The organism is Priestia sp. BR_2 (assembly GCF_041954005.1).
GTDB classification, from domain to species: Bacteria; Bacillota; Bacilli; order Paenibacillales; family Paenibacillaceae; genus Paenibacillus_AQ; species Paenibacillus_AQ lautus_A.
Map to the genome: position 1 here is coordinate 1 of NZ_JAVFHM010000040.1, position 1,552 is coordinate 1,552.

The 1,552-nt window shown below is 36.0% G+C and carries 2 protein-coding genes; both read left to right on the forward strand.

Annotated features, from left to right (window positions below):
- A partial coding sequence (locus RB298_RS00480; protein ID WP_486045214.1) for an SDR family NAD(P)-dependent oxidoreductase occupies positions 1-389 on the forward strand: 389 nt, incomplete at its 5' end.
- Positions 386-1,345, forward strand: coding sequence for a 3-hydroxyacyl-CoA dehydrogenase family protein (locus RB298_RS00485; RefSeq protein WP_486045216.1), 960 nt, complete (start codon positions 386-388; stop codon positions 1,343-1,345). The genes RB298_RS00480 and RB298_RS00485, both read left to right, overlap by 4 nt.
- Positions 1,346-1,552 lie beyond the last annotated feature (207 nt).

Consider the following 1,552-nt stretch of genomic DNA (forward strand, 5'->3'; position numbering starts at 1 on the left):
CACAAAGAGTAGGCAAACATATGATAGAACAAGGAGGAGGAAAGATTATTAATATGGCGTCCCAAATGGCTTTTGTAGGGTATATTAAGCGCTCTGTCTATTGTTCTAGTAAAGGCGGCGCAGTTCAGTTAACAAAAGCACTTGCAGTTGAATGGGCCCCCTATAACGTAAGAGTAAATGCTGTGGCTCCTACTTTTATCGAGACAGATTTTACGAGGGAAATGTTTGAAGATCAGGAATTTTATCAGGATGCTGTCTCCCGTATCCCTTTAGGAAAATTGGCTCAGCCCTCCGATGTTACAGGAGCAGTTCTTTTTTTAGCTTCCGATTTAGCTCAGTTTATAACAGGAGAAACAATTAAAGTAGATGGAGGGTGGACAGCAATATGAGTGTTTCTAAAGAAGAATTAGCAATTATAGGTTCTGGTACAATGGGGCACTCTATTGCTTTATCTGCATCTATAGCAGGCTTCAACGTAAAAATTTGGGGAATAGATGACAATGATATTCACCGTGGGAATCAAGGTATTGATGAAAAATTGAATTTGTTGACAACGTATGAGGTAGTGGATTCTAATGAGATAAAAAATATAAAAGAACGTATCTACTTTACAAATTCATTAAGAGAGTGTGTAAATAATGCGAGTTTCGTGATTGAAGGAATTCCAGAAAACTTATACTTAAAACAAAAAATGTTTCAAGAGTTAGATGAATTATGTTCCCAAAATGTAATACTTGCGAGTAACACATCCGGTTTGAGTCCAACTGATATTGCTGCTCTTACATCATATCCGGAAAGAACAGTAGTTACACATTTTTGGAATCCAGGACATTTAATCCCTCTTGTAGAAGTAATACGTGGAGAGCAGACGTCAGAACAGACTGTTAATCGATCGCTTGAATTACTTAAAAACTTGAATAAAAAGCCTATTGTGGTTCAAAAAGATATCCTTGGTTCAATTGGAAATCGACTGCAGTATGCTTTATTCCGTGAGGCTCAATATATTCTTAAGCAAGGGGTGGCCTCGATCGAGGATATTGATAAAGCCGTTTGTTATAGCATAGGTAGACGTTTGTCAGTGACAGGCCCATTTATGACAGCTGATATGGGAGGACTAGATGTATTTGATTCTATATCAGCCTATCTATTCCCCGATTTAAGCAATCATAATAAATCGTTTAGCAAGATGAAAAATCTTATAGATGAGGGAAATTACGGACAAAAAACGGGAAAAGGATTTTATGAATGGTCACAGCAGCAATCAAAAAAAATGAACAAAGAACGTGAACAACAACTTATTTATTGGCTGAAAAGAGATTTAGAAGAGGAAAAAGAACAAAAATAAGTTCCTTTAATGAATAAATGAGTAAGTAAACCTTGAGAGGAAGTTATGAAAAAGAAAAGGATGGTCCTTTGAACCATCCTTTTCTTTTTTTTGATACTAGAACAGGGTTTGAGGTTTTCAGTTTTATACTGACAAGTATTATGCGGATAATGACTAATAAGAGACCTATTAATGGATTTCCTATGTAAAAGTGCTAGTTATTTAGAG